Origin of the sequence: Cellulophaga omnivescoria (genome assembly GCF_001999725.1) — a bacterium.
In the GTDB taxonomy this organism is placed as follows: Bacteria; Bacteroidota; Bacteroidia; order Flavobacteriales; family Flavobacteriaceae; genus Cellulophaga; species Cellulophaga omnivescoria.
The window spans coordinates 33,740-58,543 of sequence record NZ_MDDP01000002.1; the positions used below are offsets into that span (position 1 = coordinate 33,740).

Here is a 24,804-nt window from a genome sequence, read left to right on the forward strand (position 1 = left end):
TTAATAAAATACACAACTACCTAATTACCAATACATTAGTATTTCCACCTAAAAGACATACACTATGTATTGTTATGATATTATTAACATAGAATTAGGATTTTTTTGCAGTTATTTGTTTTTATTCAAATAAATTAACTCAAACTAACAATGATTAAAAGTTTACTCACCAAACTTCTATTGGTTGTTTTTCTAGTTGGCTCATTAACCAATTTAGAAGCTCAGTCTAAAAAGAAGAACAAGAAAAGCAAAAAAAATGCTAAAACAGAGGCTCCTGCTCCAAAACCAAAAAAAGGAGCAATACAACCTTACAATAAGGTAATTACAAAAGAGGCTAAAACAGACACTGGTCTTTTTAATGTACATACTGTAGACGACAAACGTTATTATGAAATTCCAGATTCTTTGTTTAACAAAGAAATGTTAATGGTAAGCAGAATAGCAAAAACTGCAACCGGATTAGGTTTTGGTGGCGGAAAAATTAACACACAAATGCTTCGTTGGGAGAAAAAGGACAAAAAAGTTCTTCTTCGTATTATGTCTACAAACATTGTTGCAGATGAAAAACTACCTGTTCATGAAGCTGTTATGAACTCTAATTTAGAGCCAGTTTTATATTCTTTTGATATTAAAGCTTTAAAAAAAGACTCTATTAACCCAGCTACTGTAATAGAAATTAATGATTTTTTTCAGAAAGATGTAAAAACTTTAGGCCTGCCAGAACGCAACAGAAAACAATATAAAGTTAGTCGTTTAGATGATAGCAGAAGCTATATTGAAAGTGTTAAAAGTTACCCTCTAAATATTGAAGCAAGACACGTAAAAACTTACTTTGCAGGTAATCCACCATCTAACTCTGCTCTAGGATCTATAACTATAGAAATTAATAACTCTATGATTTTGCTTCCTAAAAACCCTATGAAAAGACGTTACTTTGACGAACGTGTTGGTTGGTTTGCCCGTAGCCAAGTAGATTATGGTTTAGATGCACAAAAAAGTAAATCTGTTACCTATTTAGATCGTTGGAGATTAGAAGTTAAAGATGAAGATGTAGAAAAGTTTAAAAGAGGTGAACTTGTAGAACCTAAAAAGCAAATAGTTTATTACATAGACAGAGCTACACCAAAAGAATGGGTACCTTTTATTAAGCAAGGTATAGAAGATTGGCAAGTTGCTTTTGAAGCTGCAGGCTTTAAAAATGCAATTGTAGCAAAAACACCTCCTACACCAGAAGAAGATCCAGAATGGTCTGCAGAAGATGTTAGATATTCTGTTGTTAGGTATTTAGCTTCTCCTATTCCAAACGCAAATGGCCCTCACGTAAGTGACCCTAGAACTGGAGAAATTTTAGAGTCTGATATTAACTGGTACCACAATGTAATGACTTTATTACGTAACTGGTTCTTTGTACAAACAGCAGCTATTAACCCAGATGCTAGAGGCGTTGAGTTTAAAACTGAAGTTATGGGTAGATTAATACGTTTTGTATCTTCTCATGAAGTTGGCCATACCTTAGGCTTACCTCATAATATGGGAAGTAGTGTTGCATACCCTGTAGACTCTTTACGTTCTGCTTCTTTTACTAAAAAATATGGCACAGCACCATCTATTATGGATTATGCTCGTTTTAACTACGTAGCACAGCCTGGTGATGAAGGTGTTGCATTAATGCCTAACATTGGTGTTTATGATAAATATTCTATTAGCTGGGGTTACCGTCCTATTTTAGATAAATCTGCCAAGGAAGAAAAGAAAACTTTAGATAGCTGGATTTTAAAGCACGCTGGAGATCCTCTTTACCGTTTTGGAAAACAACAATTTGGTGTAATAGACCCAAGCTCACAAACCGAAGATTTAGGTGATGATGCTATGAAAGCTAGTGACTATGGTATTGCTAACTTAAAAAGAATTGTTCCTAACTTAATTAATTGGACAGCTGAAGATGGTAAGTCTTATGATGATTTAGATGAGTTATACGGACAAGTTTTAGGACAATACAACAGGTATATGGGACACGTATCTAACAATGTTGGTGGTGTTTATGAAAACTACAAAACATACGACCAAGAAGGTGCTGTATACACACACGTACCAAAAGAAAAACAAAAAAGAGCAGTTACCTTTTTGCACAAACAATTATTTGCTACACCTACTTGGCTGTTAGACAACAACATTTTAAACAAAATTGAAAATGCTGGTGCTGTAGAGCGTATTAGAAGTACACAATCTAGAACATTAAACAACCTATTAGACACTGGTAGAATGGCTCGTATGATAGAGAACGAAGCTTTAAATGGCTCTAAAGCTTACAACCTAACTACAATGATGGCAGATGTTAGAAAAGGTATTTGGAAAGAGTTAAGCACAGGAAGATCTATAGACACGTACAGACGTAACTTACAACGTGCATATATAGACCGTATGGAATATTTGATGACTAGCGACCCAAAATCTGCTACAGGAAGAGCAGCTAGGTATGGTACAGCCATAAATGTTAGCCAGTCTGATATTAGAGCCGTGGTTAGAGCAGAGTTGCAAACATTACAACGTTCTGTAAAATCTGCAGCTTCAAATTCTAACGGAATTAGAAGAGCTCACTTAAAAGATATTCAAGAGAGAATAGATGCTATTTTAGATCCTAAATAAGAAAAATTAACTTGGATTAAAGGCTGCAACTTTACTATGTTGCAGCCTTTTTATATGCAATTCACTTCATTACAGCTCACTACATATTTTTACATTTACACAACAATTAAATTACATACAGCACTTAAAATCATAAATAAAAATGCATTTCATCTATAAAATAATGCATTTTATCTTGTTAATTCAATTTTTTTAATATATTGCAGAGAACAAACAACAAAAAACAAGTGTTTCACCACTTAAAAGTGGTTGTTACGCAACAAGAGTTACAATTAATTAATTAACCTAGGTATCTTTGATATAGAACCGATATAAAAACCCCAAATCTTATGTCATATAAATTAAAAAGCTTAGCATATTTTTCTTGTTTAGTAGTTGTAATTTTTGCTTATGTACAGGTTGATAACGAAAACGTTTTAGAGGAAAATAAAAGTACCGTAGAACTTCATGAAATGGAAGACAACACAAACAGTAACAACTTAATTGTACAGTTATCTGAAGAAGAGTAAACGTATATATTTTATACAAAAAAAAGTCTAAGACCTTAAGGTTTTAGACTTTTTTTATGCCCTATATTTTATGTTAAAGTGTAGCCAAAATAGAAGTTCTAATTAAACTATTTTAAAAAATGATGGTCAAAATACCAAACAATAAAAAATAGTAATATGAAAAAAATAACTTTTATAATGGTTTTAATGCTAGGCGTTTTAACTATATCTGCCCAAGAAACACAGAAAGATTCTAAAGATGCAAAACACAAAATGCACAAGAGAAAAGATGGTAAAAGAGCTATGCACAGAATGGCAAAATTTACTCCAGAACAGAGAGCCATTTTACAGACTAAAAAAATGACACTTGCTTTAAATTTATCAGAAGATCAACAATCTAAAATTGAAAAGCTAAATTTAAAAAATGCTAAAATGTTTCAACAAAAAATTGAAGAAAGAAAAGCAAATAAAGGTGTTGATAAAAAATTAACTTCTGAAGAAAGGTTTGCAATGGAAAATGAAATATTAGACCATCAAATAGCTCAAAAGAAAGCTTTGGAGAAGATTTTATCTAAAGACCAATATGCACAATGGAGTAAAATGCAAAAAATAAGAACTCATTCTCCTGAAAAAAGAAAAATGCACAGGAGACAAATGATGATGAAAAAGAATAAGACCATGAAGTCTTAAAACAAAAAAGGAGCCATAAATGGCTCCTTTTTTTGTACTATCATTTTTTTTTACAACTCTAAATCTTCAAGAGCAGCAATGGTATCATCTAAATCTTTGTATGATAATGCATCATTTAAAAAATAACTTTCAAAAGCACTTGGCGGTAAATAAACCCCTTTGCTTAACATCCCGTGAAAATACTTTTTAAATGTATCGTTATTTCCTTTTGCAGAAGAAGCAAAATCTACAACTGGCTCATCAGTAAAATGAACAGAAATCATACTTCCAAACCTATTTATTTGGTATGCAATTCCTTTTTTATCTAAAGCCTTTTGTAAGCCGTTGTGCAAATACTCTGTTTTATCTGCTAAACTTCTAAATATATCTGGATTGTTATTTAACTCTGTTAACATAGCCAAACCGGCACTCATTGCTAAAGGATTACCACTTAATGTTCCTGCCTGGTAAACAGGACCATTTGGCGCTAAATAATCCATAATTTCATTACGAGCTGCAAAAGCACCAACAGGTAAACCACCTCCAATAACTTTTCCAAACGTTACAATATCAGCATCTATACCTAAAATTTCTTGTGCCCCACCTCTTCCTAAACGAAAGCCAGTCATAACCTCATCAAAAATTAACAAAATACCTTCTTTTGTACACAGCTCTCTTAAACCTGTAATAAATTCTTTAGACGGTATTATACAGCCCATATTACCTGCAACAGGCTCTATTATAATGGCTGCTATTTCTCCTTTATTTGCCTCTACTAATGACGTTACATTTGCTAAGTCATTATAATTAGCCAACAATGTATCTTTGGCTGTACCTTTGGTAACACCCGGACTATTAGGACTACCAAAAGTTACCGCTCCACTACCTGCTTGTATTAAAAACGAATCTGAATGGCCGTGATAACAACCTGCAAATTTTATAATTTTATCTTTTCCTGTAAAACCTCTTGCCAAACGCACAGCACTCATACAAGCCTCCGTACCACTGTTTACAAATCTAATTTTATCAATATTAGGCACCATAGAAACTGCCAGTTTAGCTAGTTCTGTTTCTATTTCTGTAGGCATCCCAAAAGACGTTCCTTTTTTTGCTTTTTCTATAACAGCATTAATTACAGGATCATAAGCATGACCTAAAATTAATGGCCCCCAAGATGCTATATAATCTATAATTCTATTACCATCTTCATCATATAAATAAGCACCTTTAGCTTCTTTAACAAAAATAGGTTCTCCTCCAACGGCATTAAATGCTCTTACAGGAGAATTAACGCCTCCTGGAATATATTTTTTTGCTTCAGTAAAAAGGGCACTGCTTCTTTTATAAATCATTTTTAAGATTTAATTTTTAGTATATTTTACAATAAGTTCTTGACCTATACGTAGGTTTGTGTTTTTTAAATTGTTTAGCTCCATTAATTCTGGCACACCCATAAAATACATTTTAGATATTGCATACAGTGTTTCACCTGCCTCTACCCTATGTTTTTTTACTACATATTCTTTGGGAGATTTAGGCACTGCTTTATGCTTACCATCAAATTTATGAAGATTGTATTTTTCTATTAAGTAAATTAATTTTTGTGGGTATTTAGGATCTGTAGCATAACCTGCCTTACGCAAACCTTTTGCCCATCCTTTATAATCATTAACGTGTAAATCAAACAAAGAAGAATACCTACCTCTGGTTGTTAAAAACAAACTATGATCTCTAAAAGAGTACATTGGATGATTATATTTTCTAAAACACTCTCCTTTTTCATCATCATCATGATAATCAAAATCTCCTTCCCAACCCGTGTGGCATTTAATACCAAAATGATTGTTGGTTTTACGAGCCAATTCTCCTTTACCAGAACCACTTTCTAAAATACCCTGTGCTATTGTAATGCTTGCAGGTATACCGTAAACTTTCATTTCATCTTGTGCTATTGCAGCAAATGTATTTATGTAATCTTCTGTATTTTCTATGGCAAAACTTACAAAATGCCCTTCATCTTTTGGCAAAGCATAAGGAGCATTACCCTTATTGGTATTATTTTTTGGCGAAACCGTAGATACTTTTTTATGCGATTGTCTAGTCACACTTCTTTTTGATTTACAACTAGTGTAAGAAACAAGTAGTACTAACAAGAACGTCTTATAAACTAATTTTAAACTATTTTTAGGTGTATTTTTATTCATTTATAAGTGGTAATTTTTTCTTTACTAATAAACTATTCATTCCTTTTATACCTTGTAATCCTCCTGTATGTATTGCCACAATTTTAGTGCCAGGTGCAAAATAATTTTTTTGTACCAGATCTAAAATACCAAAAAGCATTTTACCTGTATATACAGGGTCTAAAGGTATTTTGGTTGTTGCTTTAAAAGAGTTTATAAAATTTATTAATTCTGATGTTACCTTGGCATAACCCCCAAAATTATAGTTATTTATAAGCTCCCAATTTGTATTGTTAGCAAATTTACAAATATCTTCTTTTAAAAAATCACCTTTTAACGCAGGAAAACCCAAAACTCTTTGGCTTGCATTACTTGCATTTATAATACCAGCTATAGTACCTCCAGTACCAACAGCACTACAAATTACGTTAAACATAGTATCTTTTGGAGTTAAAATTTCTTCACAACCTTGTACAGCCAACTCATTGGCACCACCTTCTGGCAAAATAAAACTATTAGGAAACTCTAGTTGTAAACTGGCTAAAAATTCTGTTGTATTTTTTTCTCTATAAGTTTGTCTGCTTACAAACTTAAACTCCATTCCGTTTTCTTTAGCAAAAGCTAAGGTTGGATTTTGCTGCCACCTATCTGCAAGCTCCTCACCTCTAATAACACCAACGGTTTTAATACCGTTTTCTTTTCCTGCATAGGCCGTTGCTGCAATATGGTTAGAGAATGCACCGCCAAAGGTTACTATAGTTTGTGCTTTTACTTGCTTAACGTGCTGTAAATTGTACTTTAATTTTCTAAATTTATTTCCAGAGATAAAAGGATGTAGCATATCTTCTCTTTTAATATAGAGTGATATCTTTTTTTCTGATAAAATGGGTAAATCTACTTGCTGATTTAAAACTTTCACGTTTTATAATTTTCAGCGCCAAAGATATTTAATAAAACTGAAGGGTTTACGTTCATTTAAATAATTAGGATTATCTTCATTAAAATAAGCCTCACGCTCAAAACTAATATTTTGATACGCCTTGTAGCTATCCCAATAAAATAAACAACGTATTACAAACTCTAACAAATACACTACATAAAAAGGTAAAACTAAAAGTTCTAGCTGTTGCCTTAAGTGTATTTTTTCGTGATTAATTAAAGAGTCATCATCCCTTAGCGCATCACTCTTTAAAATTATAAAAGGCCATAAAGATAGGCCTACATAATTTTTTCTAAAGAAGAGTTTTGAAACTAAAATCATACGTACTTAATTAATTAACAATGTCAAATTTAACAACTTAGTACAGAAACTATACCATTTTTAAGACTTAAAACGATTAAAAACTATAAAACACCGACTACCAACTATTTTAACTTTTAACAACCAAGTATTTATGTTCTTAACATAAAACTCGTAATTTTACAAGTATGAAAAAAATTCTTCAACCCATAGAAGGCGACTATTATTTATCTGAAGAAGGTTACAGAGTATTTACAGAGCAATACCATAAAAGAAGAGGTTATTGCTGTGAAAGTGGCTGTAGACATTGCCCATATGGCTATAACTCCAAAACAAACAGCAGAAAAAAATCTTAAAATTTGCTCAAAAACAAGTAATTACAAAGTAACGGCACAATTTTTGTGTTATTAATACTAAACTAAAACATCAAAAAATATGAAAGCATTAAAAATGGCATTAGCACCAATATTTGCGTTGGTACTTTTTAGTTCCTGTTCCTCTGTACGCGTTTTATCTGACTATGATAAAGAAGCAAACTTTACTACTTATAAAACGTACGCTTTTTACAAAACTGGTATAGATAAGGCACAAATATCCGACTTAGACAAGAAAAGAATTTTAAAGGCTATTGATGCCGAAATGAGCTCTAGAGGTTTTGTAAAATCTAGTAATCCAGATATTTTAGTTAGTATTTTCACAAAAGAAAAAGAACGTGTAGATATTTACAATAATTACTGGGGCGGTGGCTTTGGTTGGGGTTGGAATCCTTACTATTTTGGTAATGGATTTAATAGAAGTAATGTTTCTACCAGCACAGAAGGATCTTTATATATAGACCTAATAGATGCAAAAAATAAAGAACTTGTTTGGCAAGGACGAGGTATTGGCTCTTTAAACAATATTAATAGTGTAGAAAAGAAGGAACAACGTATTAAAGAATTTGTCTCTCAAATACTAGAAGCTTATCCTCCGGCAATTGCATCTAACTAAAAAATAATAACCGCTAATATTAGCGGTTTTTTTTTGCTTTTATCTTTAGTTTTTTACTTGTTACGCATACTAATTTTAGGCCAAATTAAACCTTACATTATTTTCCAATTTTGTATCTTTATTGCCTATTAGTAAATACCTAACATAACGTGCAATGTCTTACACAAGCAATTATATATTAGATAAACTACCAACGCATTTAAAGCAATACATAAAACCGCAAAATTATGAGGAGTACACTCCAATTAACCAAGCTGTTTGGCGTTACGTTATGCGTAAAAATGTAGATTATTTAAGTAAAGTTGCACATACATCTTACTTAGAGGGTTTAAAAAAGACAGGCATTTCTATAGAAAACATTCCTAATATGTACGGTATGAACCGTATTTTACAAGAAATAGGATGGGCTGCTGTAGCTGTAGATGGTTTTATACCTCCTTCTGCTTTTATGGAGTTTCAAGCATATAATGTATTAGTTATTGCATCAGACATAAGACAATTAGAAAATATTGAATACACACCTGCACCAGACATTATCCATGAAGGTGCTGGGCACGCTCCTATTATAGCAAATCCTGAATATGCAGAGTATTTAAGACGATTTGGAGAAATAGGCTGCAAAGCAATATCTAGCGGAAAAGATTATGAATTGTATGAAGCTGTTAGGCATTTATCTATTATAAAAGAGGCTGCTGATTCTGATGAAAAAGAAATAGAAAAAGCAGAAAAACACGTTGAAGACTTGCAACAAAATATGGGAGAACCTAGTGAAATGGCGTTAATTCGTAATTTACATTGGTGGACTGTAGAGTACGGATTAATTGGCACCACCGATAATCCTAAAATTTATGGCGCAGGTTTACTATCTTCTATAGGAGAAAGCGCTTGGTGTATGACAGAACAAGTTAAAAAATTAGATTACTCTATTGAGGCTGCACACAAATCTTTTGATATTACGCAACCTCAACCTCAGCTTTTTGTAACACCAGACTTTGCTTTTTTAAGTCAGGTTTTAGAAGAATTTGCAAACACTATGGCTTTACGTACTGGTGGTTTAGATGGTGTAAACAAACTTATAGACTCTAATGCTTTAGGAACTGTAGAACTTAGTACGGGCTTACAAATTTCTGGCGTATTCACAAATGTGCTTACATACAAGGGCAAACCTACATACATACAAACTACTGGCAAAACTGCTTTGTCTTACAGAGAAAAAGAACTTGTAGGACACAGTACAAAACACCATGAAGATGGTTTTGGTTCTCCCATTGGCAAGCTAAAAGGTATTAACTTAGCCATAGAAGATATGAGTCCGCGTGACTTAAAAGCGTATAATATTTTTGAAGGGCAAAACATTACACTAGAATTTGTTGGTGGTATTAAAGTTGAAGGAAGTATAATTACTGGTACACGAAACCTTAAAGGAGAAATTGTACTAATTACTTTTGAAAATTGTACCGTTACACAGCACGAAACTGTATTGTTTAAACCAGAATGGGGTTTATACCATATGGCCGTTGGCGAAAATATAGTTTCTGCCTTTAACGGACCAGCAGATTTACATAGTTTTGATTTAATTACACATAGTATTACTGAAGAAACTATTAAACCCAAACAAACAGAAGCTACAACACTGCTTGAAAACTTATACAAACAAGTACGTGAGTTTAGAGAAGGAACCAACACTACAATATCTAGAAACAAAGTTTTTAAAGAAGTACAAAATAACTTCCCAACAGATTGGTTGCTACCTGTAGAATTGTATGAATTAGCCAAATCTAATAACGATGATGATTTTGCAGAAGAAATTGTAAATCACCTAGAAACTGTAAAACAAAACAACCCAAAGGTTGGTCATTTAATTGATGACGGTTTGGAGTTAGTTAATAAAAGTATGGTTGTTTAATTTATTGCAACTCTAACTCTTTAATAGCTTTTAATTCTTCCATTTTATTAATTGGGTTGTCATTATATTTTAATGTCCACCCCAAAGAATTTGTTAGTACATAAAACTTAGACAGCTCACTTAAAAGTCTGTTTTGCGCATTTGTTTTTAAGGTAGACTTTTCAACTTTTTTAAGTAGTGATGCTTTTACGTTTTTCTTTATTTTATTATAATCATTAGCATCAAACTGATTTAAAAAGTCTGCGGTAACATCATAATACTCGTAATCCGGACTTATTTTTATTTCAGGCTCTGGTATGCTTGTTATTTGCAACACCTTGTTTTCTTCATCAACCTTAAAAACAATTTTACTTAAATTATAAGCTACTGTAACATCTGCATTAACAACTACTAACGCTTTTTTTTCTGCTGTAATTAAGGGGCCAAAAAGCTGTTGAGAATCTTTGTAATTATACACCTCTGCAAAATGCCCCTCTGTAACTACTAGTTTAGATACGTTTTGTATTTGTTGCTGAATAAGCATTGAGTTTTCTTGCAAAATAGATTGTTCTTCTTTTTTATCTGAACACGTTTTAAATACAAGTAAAGCAACCAAAACAATTATAATTCCTACAAGGATTCTCTTCATAATTAAAAACTAATAAAAGGATATTCTTTTTGAAGATACGTAATTTTTTCTTGAATGTTTTTTAAAAATTTCTGATGTTCCTCTGATTGCGAATTAAAAGGTCTATGCTCTAACCCTCTTTGTACAGCGCCAACTTTTTTAGTAATTTCTAAGGCCTTTTTAGTTAACCAAACACTAGTAAACTTTTCCCAAATATAATCTACAGCTAATTTGCTTGGGTGCACCATATCTTCTTTGTAAAATCGATAATCACGTAACTCATCCATCATAATTTCATAACTAGGAAAATAAAAAGCATTACCTCTATTTTCTTCTAACTCTATAGTATTATGCACAGCAGTTAGCAAATGAGATTTACTACGCTGATTTTCTACAAAACCATCTTTTATATGCCTAACAGGAGACACAGTAAAAATAAACTTAGCATTGGCATTTACACTTTTTACCAATGAAATAAGCTCTTGCAAACTAGCCTCTATCTCTGTAACCGTTAACAATTGCTTTTTAAAGGCTTTTTGTGGCACTTTATGGCAATTTGCAACTACTTTATTTAACTCTAAATGTTTATACACCCAAGCAGTACCTAAAGTAATGACCACGTGTGTAGCAGTGTCTAAAATAGACTTAGTTTCTTTTACCGCAGCGTTTAAATTTTGTAATAGTTCTTGTTTTAATGGCGTACTTAAAACAGAATGAGCGTTGAAACTATGCCAACGCTCATTTTGTTTAAATATATCTTGTTCTGTGTATTCTTGTTCTAAAACTGCATTTTTTACCAACTGCGTTATTGCCTTTGGATGAAACAAAATACCAAACGGATTGGTTACAGCTTGCATTTTATGGTATGCAAATTTACCACCAATATGCTCTGCAAAACAGGATCCTAATAACAAGAGCTTACTAGAATAGTCTATTTGAAACTCACTGGGTTTAAGTGGTACTAATGTTTGCAGTTTCATACACTGTGTTTAGCTAATATAACTCACTGCTTTTTCTAATGCCTCTGCAATACCACCGGGGTTTTTACCACCTGCAGTTGCAAAAAATGCTTGGCCACCACCGCCACCTTGTATGTATTTACCAAGTTCACGTACAATAGTACCTGCATTTAAATCTTTCTCGCCTGCTAATTCTTTAGATATATAACAAGATAAGGTTGCTTTGCCATTATTTTCTGCTCCAAAAAGTAAAAACATATTGGTTGCATTAGCTCCCATATTAAAACATAAATCTTTTATTCCGGCAGGATCTAAATCTACTTTTTTAGCTAAAAACTGAACACCATTTAGCTCTTTTATTTCACTTAATAAATCACCTTTTAAATTTTTAGCTTTATCTTTTAATAACTGCTCTATTTCTTTTTTAAGTTTGCTGTTTTCTTCCTGTAAAGAAGTTACAGCTTTTACAGGATCCTTAGCATTATTTAAAACTTCTTTTATATCTGTTAGAACCTCACTATTAGCTGCATAAAAATCTTTAACAGCATCAGAAGTTATAGCTTCTATCCTTCGTATTCCTGATGCAACCGCACCTTCAGACTTAATTTTAAAATGCCAAATATCTCCTGTGTTTTGTACGTGTGTACCACCACAAAGCTCTACAGACTGCCCAAAACGTATAAGCCTAACCGTATCTCCGTATTTTTCTCCAAACAAAGCCATTGCGCCTTCATCCAAAGCTTCTTGCATTGGTATGTTACGTTTTTCTTGCAACGGTAGGTTACCTTCTATTCTTGCGTTTACAAAATCTTCAACCTCTTTTAACTGCTCTGAAGTAACTTTAGAGAAGTGAGAAAAATCAAAACGTAAATACTTAGAGTGTACAGCAGAACCTTTTTGTTCTACGTGTGTACCTAAAATTTCTCTTAATGCTTGGTGTAATAAATGTGTAGCAGTATGGTTACTTGCTGTTCTTTGACGTTGTTTTACATCTACAACAGCCTTAAAAGTATCTGTAGTATTTTTAGGTAAATTTTTAGCAAAGTGAATAATTTCGTTATTCTCTTTTTTAGTATCTAATATGTAAACAACATCTCCGTTTTGAGCTTCTAAATACCCTTTATCACCTACTTGACCGCCTCCTTCTGCATAAAAAGGAGTAATATTAAAGACCAATTGATACTGTTCTCCATCTTTTTTAGAAGTAACTTTTCTGTATTTAACTAAACGCACATTAGTTTCCAAAACATCATACCCAACAAATTCCTGTTCTGCATCTTGCAAAAGCACTTCCCAATCTTCTTTAGATACCTCAGAAGCAGACCTAGATCTGTTTTTTTGTTCTTGCATTGCTGCATCAAACCCTTTTTCATCTAACGTATACCCACGCTCACTTAAAATAAGAGCAGTTAAATCTATAGGAAAACCATAAGTATCATACAATTCAAAAGCTTTTCTACCATCTATAGTTTTAGAAGAAGCACTGTTTATTACGCTATCTAACAATACCAATCCTTGGTCTAATGTTTTTAAAAAAGAATGCTCTTCTTCTTTAACTACATTTTCTATAAGTTGCTTTTGTTCTTTAAGCTCAGGAAAAGCATCACCCATAGTATTGGTTAATACATTTACTAATCTATACATAAATGGCTCTTTGGTATTTAAAAATGTAAATCCGTAACGTATAGCCCTTCTTAAAATTCTACGTATAACATAACCAGCCCCAGTATTACTTGGCAACTGGCCATCTGCTATAGAAAAAGCAACAGCTCTAATATGATCTGCAATAACGCGTATTGCTATGTTTGTATCTTCGTTTTTATTGTATTCTGCGTTGGTAATTGTTTCTATTTCTCTAATTATAGGTGTAAAAACATCTGTATCATAGTTAGACTGTACACCTTGCATTACCATACACAAACGTTCAAAACCCATACCAGTATCTACGTGCTTTGCAGGTAAATTTTCTAACTCACCGTTTGCTTTACGGTTGTATTGCATAAATACAAGGTTCCAAATTTCTACAACCTGTGGGTGATCCATATTTACCAATTCTGCACCAGAAACTTTAGCTTTTTCTTCTGCAGACCTAATATCTACGTGTATTTCTGAACAAGGTCCGCAAGGCCCCTGATCTCCCATTTCCCAAAAGTTATCTTTTTTATTTCCAAATAGTATTTGAGACTCCGGAATAATTTTTTTCCATAAATCTAGCGCCTCTTGGTCCATCTCTAAATTATCCTTATCCTTACTACCTTCAAAAACAGTAACATATAAGCTAGATTCTTCTATTTTAAAAACCTTAGTAAGTAATTCCCAAGCCCAAGTAATAGCTTCTTCTTTAAAATAATCACCAAAACTCCAGTTCCCCAACATCTCAAACATAGTATGGTGGTAAGTATCCTTACCTACCTCTTCTAAATCGTTATGCTTACCACTAACACGCAAACACTTTTGGGTATCTACTACCCTAGTGTCTTTGGCTTCGGTATTTCCAAGAAAAAATTCTTTAAACTGGTTCATACCAGCATTGGTAAACATTAAAGTAGGATCATCTTTAATGACCATTGGGGCAGAAGAAACAATTTTATGTGTTTTATTCTGAAAAAATTCTAAAAACTGAGATCTTATTTCTTGAGATTTCATCCGTTGCTATGTTTGTAAATTTAATTGGCAGTTATAGTTTTGTAAAAAACGCTATATTTAACCCAAATAACACATAATTATATGGCTTATACCACTCTAAAATGGTAAGCTTTTTATAAAATTAACTATTTCTGCAAAACAATTTTTATATTTGTTTGTTTTGATAAATTAAAAATGCAAAAATAGGATAAATTCCCTTTATGTCTCAAGTTAAATATTATTATGATCCAGACACCCTATCTTACAGAAAGATAGAGCATAAAAAGTCTAAAAAATTTCGGAACGTTGCCCTAATGTTTATAGGTGCAGCCATATTAGGTTTTTTAGGTTTATTACTTCTATTAAACACAAATTTAGTAAACACACCCAAAGAGCTATCTTTACAAAGAGAGTTGCATAATTACGAGTTTCAGTTTGAGTTGCTTAACAAAAAAATGGAGCAAATGGAACAAGTTTTAGCCAATATAGAAGATAGAGACAATAATATTTATCGTTTATATTTTGAAGCTAACCCAATACCTGAAGAGCAAAGACGCGCTGGTTTTGGAGGTGTAAATAGATACAAATCTTTAGAGGGTTTTAATAACTCTGATATGATTATTGACGCCACTAAACGTTTAGAAATAATACAAAAGCAAATGGTAATACAGTCTAAGTCTTTAGATGAAATTACCAAACTTGCTGAAGAAAAAGAAAAGTTTTTAGAAGCAATACCTGCCATACAACCAATAAGTAATGAAGACTTAACACGTATGGCATCTGGTTATGGTTGGAGGTCCGACCCTTTTACCAAAGTACGTAAAATGCATTGGGGAATGGACTTTACCTCTCCAAGAGGAACTCCAATATACGCATCTGGTAACGGCACAGTTACAAGAGCAGATGCAAGTTCTACTGGTTATGGCAAACACATACGTATAGATCACGGATATGGCTATCTAACCCTTTATGCGCACTTAAGTAAATACAATGTTACTGCTGGGCAAAAGGTAAAACGAGGAGACCTTATTGGTTTTGTTGGTAGTACAGGTAGGTCTGAAGCTCCACACTTACACTACGAGGTTTGGAAAGATGGCGACAGAATTAATCCTATTAATTTCTACTACGGAAACCTTTCTGCTTTAGAGTTTGAAAACCTATTAAAACACGCAACTCAAGAAAATCAATCATTGGATTAATGCATATAGAGCTTCCAGAAAAAAGATATTACAGTATTGGCGAAGTAGCCAAAGCTTTTAACGTAAATACGTCTTTAATACGTTTTTGGGAAAAGGAGTTTGATGTTTTAAAACCAAAAAAAAACGCTAAGGGCAACCGTAAATTTACACCGCAAGACATTAAAAACTTGCAGCTAATTTATCACTTAGTTAAAGAAAGAGGTTTTACCCTAGATGGTGCAAAAACACACCTTAAAGAAGAAAAGAAAAAAACACTTTCTAATTTTGATATTATTACAAAATTAGAAAATGTAAAATCAGAGCTATTAAAAATTAAAGATCAACTATAACCATTAATTATAAATAAACTAAACACTAAAAACCTAACTATGAAAAAATTATTAATTGTATTTGCTTTTATTCTTGTATTAGTACTTGCTTTTGGCGCCTGGTATGTTAGCGCAAATAATACACTAGTAGAAATGAAAGGGCAAGCCGTTAAGCAGTGGGCAAATGTAGAAAGCTCTTACCAAAGAAGAAATGACCTTATTGGTAACTTGGTAAAAACAGTACAGGGTGCAGCAGACTTTGAAAAAAGTACTTTAACCGGTGTTATAAACGCAAGAGCTAAAGCAACGTCTATAAACATAGACCCCTCTAATATGACACCAGAACAAATAGCGCAATTTAGTAAAGTGCAAAGTGGTTTAACTGGCGCACTTAGTAAACTATTAGTTTCTGTAGAACGTTATCCAGAACTAAAAGCCAATAAAAACTTTTTGGAATTACAAGCACAAATAGAAGGTACAGAAAACAGAATAAACGTAGAACGCAATAGGTTTAATGACATAGCCGGTGACTACAATATTCACATAGAAAAAATACCTACAAACATTATTGCTTCTATAGCTAATTTTGAACCTATGGCGTTATTTAGTGCCGATGAAGGATCAGAAAAAGCACCAGATGCTAGTTTTGACTTTAAATAAACAACACTATGTCCAAGGTTGAAGAATTTTTAACCACCGCTGAAGAACAAGAAATTGTAGCTGCTATTGTAACCGCAGAGAAAAATACTTCTGGTGAAATTAGAGTGCATATTGAAGCTACAAGTAAAATAGACCATTACAAAAGAGCGCAAGAGGTGTTTCATTTTTTAAAAATGGATAATACAAAAGCCGAAAATGGAGTATTGCTTTACATTGCTGTACTTGATAAAAAATTTGTTATTTATGGCGATAAGGGAATAAACAATGCCGTACCTAAAGATTTTTGGAACACCACTAAAGATGCCATACAAGCTGAATTTACCAAAGGAAATTTTAAACAAGGAATTATTAATGGTGTTTTAAAAGCTGGAAAAGAATTAGAAACTCATTTTCCTTGGATACATACAGACACCAACGAACTTAGCAATGAAATATCCAAAGGCTAGTCTATTTTTATTATTTTTATTTGTTGCTAATTTTACTTTAGCTCAATATAAAATACCAGAAAAACCCCAGCTACAAACTAGTGTTTATGACTATGCAAAGCTTTTATCTACTACAGAAAAAAATAGCTTAGAGCGTAAACTTATTAGCTATTCTGATAGTACATCTACACAAATAGTTATTACTATAATACCTAGTACAGAAGGTGAGAATATCAATTTTTTAGGGGCAGAATGGGGACATAAATGGGGGCTTGGCCAAAAAGGAAAAGACAACGGTATTTTAATTCTATTAGCTAAGAATGATAGAAAAATAGCTATAAATACGGGTTACGGTGTAGAAGGAAGATTACCAGACATTACAGCACACCAAATTATTAATAATGTAATTATACCAGAGTTTAAGACTGGTAGTTATTATAACGGCTTAAACTATGGCGCAGACGCCATTTTTAGTGCATTAAAAGGCGAATTTAAAGAAGACAGAAACCTTACTAAATTTCGATTAGAATCTTTTTTACCTTTTATTGTTTTCTTTATTATCATTTTAATACTAATAAATAAAAAAAGAAACAACGGTGGTAATAACGGTGGCAACAGGTCTACGGGTATTGATTTATTAGATATTATAATATTAAGCAACCTTGGGCGCGGAGGTTCTTCTGGTGGTTTTGGCGGAGGCGGAAGCTTTGGCGGAGGCAGTACAGGAGGTTTTGGCGGAGGCTTTGGTGGCGGTGGCTTTGGAGGCGGTGGCGCTTCTGGAGGTTGGTAACAGAACAACAAACACAAAACCCTGAATAAAAATTCAGGGTTTTGTGTTTTCTATTATATTTTAAATTAAAATCTTCTTGGAGGCGGTGGTGGAGATGGCATTGCACCTCCAGTTTTACCTAAACTATTAAATTTCCAACTAAAGCTTAACATAAAATAGCGTTGCAGTACCGTACTTTGACTGTCTTGTATGTAGTTGCCTGTTGCTATACGCCTTGCATTTGTATTCTGGTTAAGCAAATCATACGCTTTTAAAGATACTGTACCATTATTTTTTAAAATAGAATACGCTAAAGTTGTGTTCCAAAACCAAGCACTTTTTTGAAAACCTGGCCCCACGTTTGGGTTGTATGTATAGTTAACATCATTACGCCACTCTAACTTTTTAGGGACAAAAGTAGAAGTTCTAATACCCAAATTTTGATAATTAAAACTCTGATTACTAAACTGATCTAAATCAAACCTATTTTCTGTAAATGAAACCGAATATCTTGGTGTAATCTCCATAACATCTTTCCAATTAAAAGTAAGTTCTAAAGACGGATTAAACGAAGTATTGGTTGCGCTATACTTTACGTTATTATTAAAGTTAATATTTTTACTAGCATTACCAGACAAACCAACCCCAAATTTTAATGTTCTTAAAGTATCTAACCTTTTTGTTTTACTTATAAAAAAGCTTCCTCGTCCACTATATCCTCCATTTACATTTGCATAAGTGGTTCTCCTAACAAAATCATCATCAATTGTGGTTTTGGCCACAACTTGGTTTTCACTAACATTAAAGCCTGCATAAGACCAAATGGTTAATCCTTTCTGAAAATTATGATTGTTAAAACCAAAAAACAAACTATGTGTTGTAGTAGGTTCCAAGCTAGGGTTACCAATAATGGTATTTAAGGGATCGTTTACATCCTCAAAAGGTTGCAATTGGTTTAAACTTGGTGTGTTATTATCTAAAGAATAACGCGCAAACATTCTAGACTTAGGATTAAACCTGTAAGTAAACCTAGAGTATAATTCTAAGGCCTCAAAATTACGTTTTAAGTTAAGCTCTGGTCTAAGTGCATCCTTATTTTCTAAAGTTCTGTAAATATAACTACCTCCAAAATTAAATCTAATTTTATCTTTTTTATAGTTTATTCTAATTCCGGGAGTACTTCTGTCGTTTTTATATTCAAAATCTGTACTTAATGCTTCATTAAAATTGGTAAACTCTTGTGTAGCCGTATTTAGTTCAAAAGTACTTTTTACATCTTCATCTTTATCGGACCTATAATCATACTTTAGATCTAAAGAAAGTTCTTCATTAACTAACGGAATCCTATAGGTAACACCTGTATTTAACGTTGATGTTTTTTGTTCTCCATTTGTAAATTGATCTCTAGTAATAGTTTCTGGGTTACTACCATATATTTCGGTTTGCGAGTTAAGAAAGTTTTCGGTGTTAGCCTCTCTAATACCGTGGGTAATACTTACACGTATAAAAGATCCTTTGGCTCCAAACCTTTTTGTAATATCTAAATCGTTTCTAAAATTATTTGTTGTACCCTCTGAAAATGAATTGGACTGAGATTCGTTTGTTACAAAATCATCATTGTCTCTAGACTCCTCCATACTTGCATTCATACTTGTATTTTTTCCGTAAGTGAATGAGGGTTCAAAATCTATACGTAATGTAGAATCTAATTCTACTTCTAGTTCTAAATTAGCATCATGTTCATAATTATCTACAACAGAGTTAGACCTAGAGTCTGTAAAGTATCTAGAGTCTGGTAAAATATTTTCTCGTTGGCTAGCATTATCGTTTTCTGTATTACTTTCTTTATAAAAATAATCTGCAGAAAGTTCTACTTTATCACTTAGCTTATCTGTGTAATTAAGTCCTGCATTTTTAGAAGTTGTTATTCCACTGCCAGCACCGCCGCCGCCAACAATACTAAACATATTGCTTAGATCTCCAAAACTAAACCCTGCAGAGTTAATATTATTACCACCAAAAAGTACACTTACTCTTTGGTCGTTATCAAAAAAGTTAACCATTGCGGCAGCCTCATAACGCTCATCTGTACCACCACCGGCAGAGGCTTTACCAAACACGCCTTTATTTTTATCTTCTTTAATGGTAAGGTTAATTGTTTTATTATCATTATCAGACTCCTCACCAGTAAAAGCTTGTGACTTCGTTTTAGTATCGGTAATTTGTACTTTTTCTATAATATCTTTGGTTAAATTACGCGTAGTAATTGTAGGGTCGTCACCAAAAAAAGGCTTTCCATTAACATAAATATTACTTACGTCATTACCGTTAATAGTAATTTTTCCATTTTCATCTACTTCAACACCTGGTAACTTTTTAAGTAAATCTTCTACATTAGCATCTTTCTTAGTTTTAAAAGAATTTACATTAAATTCCAAAGTATCCTTTTTAATTGTAACAGGAGCAGTAGCCTTTACAACCACCTCATCTAATAAGTTTTCATCGGGCTGTAAATTAATCTGTCCTAAATTAATTTTCTCTTTTGTTATTGTTAATCTCTTAGTATAGGTTTTATAGCCTATGTATGAGATAAACATATTTAAAGTAGCATCATAAGATTTGCCTTCTAGTGAAAAAGCTCCGTTTTGATCTGTAATTGTATAGGTCACCAAGGAGCTATCCTTAACTCTTTGTAAATATACTGTGGCAGACTCTAATGGCTGATTATCATCTGCGGTTATAATGGTTCCGGAAATGGCAAACGATTTCTGTTTAGATTGAGAAAAGCTAGTTAATGTGGTTAGCATTACTACTAGCGTTAAAAATAATTTCATTTAAGTTTTGCTTAGTTTGATAAAGACAAATGTAATTTTATCAAAAACTATGCTTCTTAAAGAAAACTTAAAAAACTTACACAAACTCTTAAAATATATTAAATTTTGTAAAGAGATTACTTACGTTAACTTTTTTTTGTGTTTTACGCCTGTTATTGGTAAAAAAATTAGCAATAGATTCTTCTATTAAACTTGCTGCATTTTTTATACTGTATTCTAACCCCTTTTTAGAGCTGTAAATTTCTAAAACATTTTTTAATCCCATTACATCTAGCTCTATCTGGTTAGCATCTAGCTTACCACAAATAGCCACTACTGGCACATTATATTTAGTTGCTAAATCTACTACACCTTTTACCAATTTTCCGTTAGTAGTTTGGCTATCTATTTTACCTTCTCCTGTAATAACATAATCTATTTTCTTACTCTTAAACATTTTTGGAACACCTGCCAATTCTAGCAAAAATGATGTTCCATTAACAAACTCTGCATTAAAAAACGTTTTTAAACCATAAGCAGTACCACCAGCTGCACCAGCTCCTGGCACAAATGAATGATCTAATAATAAAGAATGTTTTACAACCGAATTAAAATATTCTAAGCCCTTATCTAAATTATCTATATCTTTTGCTGTAGCCCCTTTTTGTTTTGCATAAACTTTAGCCGCACCATTTTCTCCAAACAACGGATTTTCTACATCATTAACGGCATAAAACTTAATACGGTTTAATATGGTAACTGTAGCATTACGCTCTATTTTAAATACTTTAGATAAATTATCTCCTATAGGATTTAGTAACATTCCTTCCTCACTAACAAAAGAATAACCCAATGCTGCTGCCAAGCCCATACCTGCATCTGTAGTGGCACTACCACCTAAACCTACATAAATATTAGTGGCCCCTTTTTTTATAGCATCTTTAATAAGCAATCCTGTACCAAAGGTAGATGTGTTTTTAGCACTACGTTCTTTTGGTTTTAATAACTCTAAACCAGATGCTTTTGCTAACTCTACATAAGCTGTTTTAGTATCTTTATTGTAAAGGTAATATGTTCGTAATTTTTCTCCTATAGGGTTTAGTGTATCTACATATATTTTTTGAACCATAATTTTACATGCAACGGCATCTAAAAAACCATCACCACCATCTGAAGCTAAAATTGATTTAACCGAAGGAGATTTGTCTACTCGCTGTAAACCATTAGTAATAGACTGTATTACTTCGTTAGCCGTTAGCGAGCCCTTAAATTTGTCTGGTATAACTAAATAATTCATACTAACTATATATTTGGGGAATTAAAAAACTTAAAATTAATATTAGACTAAAAAAACCTAATAATATATATACTTCTTTTATTAAAAAATCTGACTTTTTAGGGAATACATTTATTAGTAAACCTGTATTACTTTTTTGCCACCCTGTTAAATAACTTACTAGATAACTAATGCTTAAGGTAAGTAATACACCTGTAAAATTTAACCAAATCCAAAAAATATGTACACCTAAATCTATACCTACAATATTTTGCATTGTTTTAGAAAAAATAAGATTTACCAAAACACCTATTACAATACCTGCATTTATACCCTTGTAATTTACTTTTTTAGAAAACATAGCTAGTAAAAAGGTAACCAAAACAGGACCATAAAAAACAGAGCCTATTGCATTAATAATTTCTATTACTGCACTTTTACTACCTCCAAATAAAAATGAGCTAGCCATACATACAAGTCCCCAAAAAACTACAGACATTTTAGAAACTAATATGTATTTTTTAGATGATATTTTTTTAGAACCTCTATTAAAAAAATCTTCAACGGTTACGGCAGATAAAGAATTTACAGTAGAACTTAACGTAGACATTGCCGCAGAAAGTATACCTACCATTAACAAACCAATTAATCCATGAGGCAAATATTTAGTTATAAAAATAGGAATCATTAAATCTGCTTTTGCTCCTGTTGCTGCAAATTCTTCTGGGAAATACTTTTGCGTCATAACAGCAATATCATTTAAAAAATCTGGTGCTTTAACAACCAAGGTACCAACTACCAAACCAATTGTGCAATACAACAATACCACAGGAAAGCGTAACAAACCATTTGCTAGCAATAGCTTACGTATAGTAGACTCATTTTTAGCAGACAATAAACGTTGCGCTTGTGTTTGATCGCACCCATAGTATGATGCGTATAGAAAAAAACCACCTATTAACATTGGCCATAGACCATACTCCTGACCTTCTCCCACTCCCCAGTTAAAATCTACAACCTGAAGCCTTTCTGGAGCAAAACCTTCGCCTAAACCACCGTGAGAATTTAGCAAAGACCAACCATAAAATAGACATACAATTAAACCTACAAAAAGAATTATCATTTGTATGGCATCTCCCCAAACAACAGCTTTCATACCTCCCTGCCAAGAATAAATTATTGTTATTACACTTATAATTAATACTGTATACACATAATCTATATCTAAAACAGCTTGTAATATTATAGAAATAGTATAAACCATTACACCCGTAGCTAAAGCTCTACTTACTAAAAATACCACACTTAAGAGCATACGAGTAGAAGAATGAAAACGCCTTTCTACAAACTCATATATACTAACTACACCAGACCTAAATAAAGGAGGGACTATAATGACCATTATAAAGATCATTGCTAGGGGAACAGCAAATTCAAATGTTAACCATTTCATCCCTCCTCCTAATTTTAACCCAACAAAAGCAGGTGCAGAGATAAAACTAATAGCAGACAATTGTGTTGCCATAGTAGACAAGCTCAAAGGAAACCACCCAAGACTTTTACCTCCTAAGAAGTAGTCTTTAGAGTCTTTGTTTTCCTTAAAGAAATAGCCCATTGCCAAGAACCCAAAAAGGTAAAGCCCAACAATTGCATAGTCTACATAGTTCATACCTTGTTTTTAGTTAATTATTTAAAAAATCTATTAAAAGTGCTGCACTCCAAGAAAAATTACCTCCACCGTAGCCTGCATCTTCTGTTCCTTTTTTACAATTAAAGTACTCATAAAAACCAAATTTTTCAATAAGCTCTACAGAGTCATCCTTAACTCGTTCTGCTAAATTATTGTAGTCGTAATTTTTTAAACCATAGAACAAAATCCAGTTCATATTTATCCAAACCGGACCTCTCCAATATTTTTTAGGATCAAAACGGTCGCTTTCTGGATCAAAAGACGCACATAGGTATTTATCTTCTCCTCCAAACTTTGTCATCATTGTATTTATCAATATATCTGCTCTTTCTTTGCTTGGTATATTAGCAAACAATGGAGAAAAAGAAGATGATGTAACAAAGCTTATAGGCTCATCACTTCTTAAATCATAATGTACATAAGCACCTAAATTTTTATCCCAAAGTTTTTTATTAAACCCTTTAATACTTTTTACTTGCCACTTTACAAGCTGTGCTATTTTATCATCATTATCACCAATTAGCGTATACAAGTTAATTAATGCTTGGTTAGACCTTATTAACATAGCATTAAATAATGGGTCTAAAACTAAAAACGGAGATAATTCTGCAATTTTAGCATCATTATAGTTATTTTCTTTAGCTATTTCTATAATATACAGGTAGTGGTCGTACTCTCTTTTACTTGGTCTTTGTGATGCGTCTACGTGTGTAGTATCTCTACGTTCAAAAGTATACTCTGGCGGATTCATAGTTTCCCAAATATCATCCCAAATAGGAGAGTTATCTGTACCTGACTCCCAATTGTGGTAAATAAAAACTAGACCTTCATCATTAACATCTCGGTTTTTATAAAAATATTTATGATTATCATAAACCTTATCTATTTGGCTTTTTATATAACCAAACATATCTTCTTTGTCTTTTGCTATTCTGTACATTTCTTCTAGTACAAAACCAGTTACAGGAGGCTGTGTCATACCTGTAGATTTGTACTTTTTAGATGATACCGGACTTAAGTCTGACCGATGAACATCTGCCCCTGGAAAGTAAGTATCACTCTCGTTATGAAAAACAATGTGTGGTATAAAACCATTATCCCATTGCGCATCTAGTAATGTTGCAATTTCTTGTTTTGCTTTAGACACATCATAATAAGCCTGACCAATTGCTATAAAACCGCTATCCCATTTCCATTGAAAAGGGTACAATCCTTTACACGGAATTGTAAATCCTCCTGGCTGAAAATTTTCTTCTAATACATTAATGGCTTGTGATATTAACCTCTCTTTCATAAAAAAATGTTGAATTAAACACACTGGCGGCACTGACATCCGCCAATGTGTTTTTTA

General features: G+C 32.6%; 22 protein-coding genes. 11 read left to right on the forward strand and 11 right to left on the reverse strand.

All coding sequences use genetic code 11. The features are described 5' to 3' along the window. Positions 1–150: 150 nt before the first annotated feature. The 3 genes from BFJ87_RS01135 to BFJ87_RS01145 all read left to right on the forward strand — a co-directional run bounded on the left by BFJ87_RS01135 (position 151) and on the right by BFJ87_RS01145 (position 3,824). Entirely contained in the window at positions 151–2,646 is a 2,496-nt protein-coding gene (locus BFJ87_RS01135) for a zinc-dependent metalloprotease (protein WP_077398818.1), read from the forward strand. A 329-nt stretch (positions 2,647–2,975) separates the two neighbouring features. Continuing rightward, positions 2,976–3,155 (forward strand): hypothetical protein, encoded by a 180-nt coding sequence (locus tag BFJ87_RS01140; RefSeq protein ID WP_077398820.1) that lies wholly within the window; start codon positions 2,976–2,978, stop codon positions 3,153–3,155. A 156-nt stretch (positions 3,156–3,311) separates the two neighbouring features. Then, positions 3,312–3,824: a hypothetical protein gene (locus tag BFJ87_RS01145; protein ID WP_077398822.1), complete on the forward strand. Its 513-nt coding sequence runs from the start codon at positions 3,312–3,314 to the stop codon at positions 3,822–3,824. A gap of 50 nt (positions 3,825–3,874) precedes the next feature. Here the strand turns inward: BFJ87_RS01145 and hemL are convergent, their stop codons facing one another. From hemL to BFJ87_RS01165, 4 genes are read right to left on the reverse strand one after another with little or no spacing between them, the layout of a single operon-like run. Then, a complete protein-coding gene (gene hemL / locus BFJ87_RS01150) occupies positions 3,875–5,155 on the reverse strand; it encodes a glutamate-1-semialdehyde 2,1-aminomutase (protein WP_077398824.1) in 1,281 nt (426 codons plus the stop codon). A gap of 9 nt (positions 5,156–5,164) precedes the next feature. After that, positions 5,165–6,007: a glucosaminidase domain-containing protein gene (locus BFJ87_RS01155; RefSeq protein ID WP_077398826.1), complete on the reverse strand. Its 843-nt coding sequence runs from the start codon at positions 6,005–6,007 to the stop codon at positions 5,165–5,167. Continuing rightward, positions 6,000–6,905, reverse strand: coding sequence for a 1-aminocyclopropane-1-carboxylate deaminase/D-cysteine desulfhydrase (locus tag BFJ87_RS01160; RefSeq protein ID WP_077398828.1), 906 nt, complete (start codon positions 6,903–6,905; stop codon positions 6,000–6,002). The genes BFJ87_RS01155 and BFJ87_RS01160 overlap by 8 nt, the downstream gene beginning before the upstream one ends. Before the next feature lie 12 nt (positions 6,906–6,917). Further along, a complete protein-coding gene (locus tag BFJ87_RS01165; protein WP_077398830.1) occupies positions 6,918–7,247 on the reverse strand; it encodes a hypothetical protein in 330 nt (109 codons plus the stop codon). Between the two features lie 167 nt (positions 7,248–7,414). On the opposite strand from BFJ87_RS01165, the gene BFJ87_RS16840 reads away from it, so the two are divergent. From BFJ87_RS16840 to BFJ87_RS01175, 3 genes are all read left to right on the forward strand, one after another. After that, a complete protein-coding gene (locus BFJ87_RS16840; RefSeq protein WP_171974449.1) occupies positions 7,415–7,582 on the forward strand; it encodes a C1orf53 family protein in 168 nt (55 codons plus the stop codon). Between the two features lie 79 nt (positions 7,583–7,661). Then, entirely contained in the window at positions 7,662–8,216 is a 555-nt protein-coding gene (locus BFJ87_RS01170; RefSeq protein WP_077398832.1) for a DUF4136 domain-containing protein, read from the forward strand. A 154-nt stretch (positions 8,217–8,370) separates the two neighbouring features. Next, a complete protein-coding gene (locus BFJ87_RS01175) occupies positions 8,371–10,122 on the forward strand; it encodes an aromatic amino acid hydroxylase (protein ID WP_077398834.1) in 1,752 nt (583 codons plus the stop codon). 1 nt (position 10,123) lies between these two features. Here BFJ87_RS01175 and BFJ87_RS01180 read toward each other — a convergent pair whose 3' ends face one another. From BFJ87_RS01180 to alaS, 3 genes are read right to left on the reverse strand one after another with little or no spacing between them, the layout of a single operon-like run. Further along, positions 10,124–10,750: a DUF4230 domain-containing protein gene (locus tag BFJ87_RS01180; RefSeq protein WP_077398836.1), complete on the reverse strand. Its 627-nt coding sequence runs from the start codon at positions 10,748–10,750 to the stop codon at positions 10,124–10,126. A 2-nt stretch (positions 10,751–10,752) separates the two neighbouring features. Beyond that, positions 10,753–11,709 carry a GSCFA domain-containing protein gene (locus BFJ87_RS01185; RefSeq protein WP_077398838.1) on the reverse strand — a complete coding sequence of 319 codons (957 nt, stop codon included), beginning with the start codon at positions 11,707–11,709 and terminating at the stop codon, positions 10,753–10,755. A gap of 9 nt (positions 11,710–11,718) precedes the next feature. Then, the gene (gene alaS / locus BFJ87_RS01190; protein ID WP_077398839.1) at positions 11,719–14,334 is read right to left on the reverse strand and encodes an alanine--tRNA ligase; all 2,616 of its coding nucleotides are present in this window, start codon (positions 14,332–14,334) and stop codon (positions 11,719–11,721) included. Between the two features lie 200 nt (positions 14,335–14,534). Here alaS and BFJ87_RS01195 point away from each other — a divergent pair, with 200 nt between their 5' ends. From BFJ87_RS01195 to BFJ87_RS01215, 5 genes are read left to right on the forward strand one after another with little or no spacing between them, the layout of a single operon-like run. Continuing rightward, on the forward strand, positions 14,535–15,512 hold the full coding sequence (locus BFJ87_RS01195) for a M23 family metallopeptidase (RefSeq protein WP_013620276.1): 978 nt from the start codon (positions 14,535–14,537) through the stop codon (positions 15,510–15,512). Next, positions 15,512–15,841, forward strand: a complete 330-nt coding sequence (locus BFJ87_RS01200; RefSeq protein ID WP_013620277.1) for a MerR family transcriptional regulator — start codon at positions 15,512–15,514, stop codon at positions 15,839–15,841. Before BFJ87_RS01195 ends, BFJ87_RS01200 begins: the two co-directional genes overlap by 1 nt. Positions 15,842–15,880: 39 nt before the next feature. Further along, positions 15,881–16,480, forward strand: a complete 600-nt coding sequence (locus BFJ87_RS01205; RefSeq protein ID WP_077398841.1) for a LemA family protein — start codon at positions 15,881–15,883, stop codon at positions 16,478–16,480. An 8-nt stretch (positions 16,481–16,488) separates the two neighbouring features. After that, positions 16,489–16,926: a TPM domain-containing protein gene (locus BFJ87_RS01210; RefSeq protein ID WP_077398843.1), complete on the forward strand. Its 438-nt coding sequence runs from the start codon at positions 16,489–16,491 to the stop codon at positions 16,924–16,926. Beyond that, entirely contained in the window at positions 16,907–17,695 is a 789-nt protein-coding gene (locus BFJ87_RS01215; protein WP_077398845.1) for a TPM domain-containing protein, read from the forward strand. The genes BFJ87_RS01210 and BFJ87_RS01215 overlap by 20 nt, the downstream gene beginning before the upstream one ends. Positions 17,696–17,760: 65 nt before the next feature. Here BFJ87_RS01215 and BFJ87_RS01220 read toward each other — a convergent pair whose 3' ends face one another. The 4 genes from BFJ87_RS01220 to BFJ87_RS01235 form a co-directional block, all read right to left on the reverse strand. Next, positions 17,761–20,508, reverse strand: a complete 2,748-nt coding sequence (locus BFJ87_RS01220; protein ID WP_077398847.1) for a TonB-dependent receptor — start codon at positions 20,506–20,508, stop codon at positions 17,761–17,763. An 88-nt stretch (positions 20,509–20,596) separates the two neighbouring features. Then, positions 20,597–21,784 (reverse strand): glycerate kinase, encoded by a 1,188-nt coding sequence (locus BFJ87_RS01225; RefSeq protein ID WP_077398849.1) that lies wholly within the window; start codon positions 21,782–21,784, stop codon positions 20,597–20,599. 1 nt (position 21,785) lies between these two features. After that, on the reverse strand, positions 21,786–23,432 hold the full coding sequence (locus BFJ87_RS01230; protein ID WP_077398852.1) for a sodium:solute symporter family protein: 1,647 nt from the start codon (positions 23,430–23,432) through the stop codon (positions 21,786–21,788). A gap of 13 nt (positions 23,433–23,445) precedes the next feature. Then, entirely contained in the window at positions 23,446–24,747 is a 1,302-nt protein-coding gene (locus tag BFJ87_RS01235) for an MGH1-like glycoside hydrolase domain-containing protein (RefSeq protein WP_171974450.1), read from the reverse strand. Positions 24,748–24,804 lie beyond the last annotated feature (57 nt).

What these genes read in the sequence shown, in the direction of transcription:
- BFJ87_RS01140 (WP_077398820.1), top strand. Translation starts at nt 2,976, where the DNA reads ATGTCATATAAATTAAAAAGCTTAGCATATTTTTCTTGTTTAGTAGTT.
- BFJ87_RS01195 (WP_013620276.1), top strand. Translation starts at nt 14,535, where the DNA reads ATGTCTCAAGTTAAATATTATTATGATCCAGACACCCTATCTTACAGA.
- BFJ87_RS01235 (WP_171974450.1), bottom strand. Translation starts at nt 24,747, where the DNA reads ATGAAAGAGAGGTTAATATCACAAGCCATTAATGTATTAGAAGAAAAT.
- BFJ87_RS01165 (WP_077398830.1), bottom strand. Translation starts at nt 7,247, where the DNA reads ATGATTTTAGTTTCAAAACTCTTCTTTAGAAAAAATTATGTAGGCCTA.
- BFJ87_RS01225 (WP_077398849.1), bottom strand. Translation starts at nt 21,784, where the DNA reads ATGAATTATTTAGTTATACCAGACAAATTTAAGGGCTCGCTAACGGCT.
- BFJ87_RS01215 (WP_077398845.1), top strand. Translation starts at nt 16,907, where the DNA reads ATGAAATATCCAAAGGCTAGTCTATTTTTATTATTTTTATTTGTTGCT.
- BFJ87_RS01155 (WP_077398826.1), bottom strand. Translation starts at nt 6,007, where the DNA reads ATGAATAAAAATACACCTAAAAATAGTTTAAAATTAGTTTATAAGACG.
- BFJ87_RS01220 (WP_077398847.1), bottom strand. Translation starts at nt 20,508, where the DNA reads ATGAAATTATTTTTAACGCTAGTAGTAATGCTAACCACATTAACTAGC.
- BFJ87_RS01230 (WP_077398852.1), bottom strand. Translation starts at nt 23,432, where the DNA reads ATGAACTATGTAGACTATGCAATTGTTGGGCTTTACCTTTTTGGGTTC.
- alaS (WP_077398839.1), bottom strand. Translation starts at nt 14,334, where the DNA reads ATGAAATCTCAAGAAATAAGATCTCAGTTTTTAGAATTTTTTCAGAAT.
- BFJ87_RS01200 (WP_013620277.1), top strand. Translation starts at nt 15,512, where the DNA reads ATGCATATAGAGCTTCCAGAAAAAAGATATTACAGTATTGGCGAAGTA.
- BFJ87_RS16840 (WP_171974449.1), top strand. Translation starts at nt 7,415, where the DNA reads ATGAAAAAAATTCTTCAACCCATAGAAGGCGACTATTATTTATCTGAA.
- BFJ87_RS01205 (WP_077398841.1), top strand. Translation starts at nt 15,881, where the DNA reads ATGAAAAAATTATTAATTGTATTTGCTTTTATTCTTGTATTAGTACTT.
- BFJ87_RS01175 (WP_077398834.1), top strand. Translation starts at nt 8,371, where the DNA reads ATGTCTTACACAAGCAATTATATATTAGATAAACTACCAACGCATTTA.
- BFJ87_RS01180 (WP_077398836.1), bottom strand. Translation starts at nt 10,750, where the DNA reads ATGAAGAGAATCCTTGTAGGAATTATAATTGTTTTGGTTGCTTTACTT.
- hemL (WP_077398824.1), bottom strand. Translation starts at nt 5,155, where the DNA reads ATGATTTATAAAAGAAGCAGTGCCCTTTTTACTGAAGCAAAAAAATAT.
- BFJ87_RS01145 (WP_077398822.1), top strand. Translation starts at nt 3,312, where the DNA reads ATGAAAAAAATAACTTTTATAATGGTTTTAATGCTAGGCGTTTTAACT.
- BFJ87_RS01170 (WP_077398832.1), top strand. Translation starts at nt 7,662, where the DNA reads ATGAAAGCATTAAAAATGGCATTAGCACCAATATTTGCGTTGGTACTT.
- BFJ87_RS01210 (WP_077398843.1), top strand. Translation starts at nt 16,489, where the DNA reads ATGTCCAAGGTTGAAGAATTTTTAACCACCGCTGAAGAACAAGAAATT.
- BFJ87_RS01135 (WP_077398818.1), top strand. Translation starts at nt 151, where the DNA reads ATGATTAAAAGTTTACTCACCAAACTTCTATTGGTTGTTTTTCTAGTT.
- BFJ87_RS01185 (WP_077398838.1), bottom strand. Translation starts at nt 11,709, where the DNA reads ATGAAACTGCAAACATTAGTACCACTTAAACCCAGTGAGTTTCAAATA.